Below are 1617 nucleotides of genomic sequence, written 5' to 3' on the forward strand. Positions count from 1 at the left end.
TTGAATGTCTATTAGACCTTAGCATCATATCATAGTCCAACAGATTTTCATATCGTCTGTTTTTAGACTATAACCGTATTGGAGTAATCTACAGATGAAAGGGTTAATAACATTCTAAGACTCAAAAGTCAGACAGAAGGTTAATGATAAATCGAGATATGAATTTAAAAAGCCCCATCGGATCATCGCATCCGAAAGGGCTTTTTGAGCTTAGATATAGTATTTTGTTTCAGGGTCTCAAAATCTAGAGTTTATAGTACCAGGTTAAATAATTTGTAAACTACTATATTCTGCCTCCATAAGTGCCAGTCACTGGCACCTATGGGTTTAAGAAGAGGGTTCACAAAACTCTGTCTTACCCAATAAGATTCAAAGAAAAAACCGGTAAAATTCATTTCGAATTTAGCCGGAAAAATATATGATATAAAGATGATAGAGTACATATTATCTGATCATCGGTTTTTAGAGGGTTACCGGCAGTTTAGGGGGGCTGCCGGTTCTGAGTAGTATGAAAAAACTTCTATAGGGTTCAGATGTATTTCATCTGATGGTCATATAATATCACCGGATGCTGAAAGGAAACTGAAACAAACGAATTAAATAATAGAAACTGGAATTGTCTAATATGAGTGCTTTTATCTATTTGATATTCCGGTTATATACGAAACGAAGCAGGCAAAATCACCTATACGTTTCCTTTCGTCGCCTAATTTTGCCCTCCATGAAGCATCAAGGCCTTCCTGTTCTAATATTCTTGCAAGAGTATTTAGGGAAGTTATCACTACAGTATGAGCCTGTGTACGACCATCGTCAGCAGCCATCCTTTCTTCTGTACTCATGGTTTCCCACTGATTCCTTATATAGGTATATCTTGCTGCTCGTTTGATAAAATTATTCCAGAATTCATCCTTATCTTCTAATGAACATAAAGTAATGCTTTCTACCAATTCTTTATAAATCTGCATACATTCTTCAATTGTGATGATATTTCCTGCTTCATGATTTAAATAAGCTTCATATGTGTTCATATCAACCCCTCATATCTACCGTCCTCTTCCCAGCTTGCAATCTCTATATCGTCAGCTAAGGCAACTTCCAATAGCCTTTCCCTATATAATCTCAGGAGGGCGTCTTCTCCTATTTTTCCTTTTAAATAGCTACTAAGAGCATAAAAAATCTGCTCATTCACCTTGAAAGGCGCTTCATAATACTCAAAATCCATGTAATTCCCTACAACCTCCCGGAACAACCCTCCGAGAGAGTCTGGCAGATACACCGATGCATCCATGTCATCACTGCCACCATTTTTTCTGGTGAATTCATTGGTATCCCATGTTGACATTTTGTTAAGAACAAACCCTCCATAACTATGTTTAAGCGGATTGTCATCGCTTTTAGGAATCCAAAGGATATCTCCTTTTTTAAAGGGAGTCGGGAAATCGAACCATAGATGATCGAAGAAATCCAAGATTCCGTGCATTGGCACCGAAACACCTACCGGAGAATACTCGTCTATTTCCAAAATCTGCCCGTCTCCTCGGTATTCCATTTCGTATAACTCATCTGGATTGTCGAGAGACTGCTTAAGGAATTTATACCTTAACAATTCTCCATTTT

The 1617-nt window shown here is 37.6% G+C and carries 2 protein-coding genes; both read right to left on the reverse strand.

Going from position 1 to position 1617, the window contains the following annotated elements; all coding sequences use genetic code 11:
• Positions 1-635 precede the first annotated feature (635 nt).
• Positions 636-1028 carry a hypothetical protein gene (locus tag T357_RS0118385; RefSeq protein WP_031555900.1) on the reverse strand — a complete coding sequence of 131 codons (393 nt, stop codon included), beginning with the start codon at positions 1026-1028 and terminating at the stop codon, positions 636-638.
• On the reverse strand, positions 1025-1617 hold a 593-nt coding region (locus T357_RS21590), incomplete at its 5' end, for a hypothetical protein (RefSeq protein ID WP_207641208.1). The genes T357_RS0118385 and T357_RS21590, both read right to left, overlap by 4 nt.

The organism is Oribacterium sp. FC2011 (genome assembly GCF_000701645.1).
Taxonomy (GTDB): Bacteria; Bacillota; Clostridia; order Lachnospirales; family Lachnospiraceae; genus Oribacterium.

Bases quoted from the DNA above. Each gene is read 5' to 3' on its own strand.
- T357_RS0118385 (WP_031555900.1), bottom strand. From the start codon at position 1,028: ATGAACACATATGAAGCTTATTTAAATCATGAAGCAGGAAATATCATC.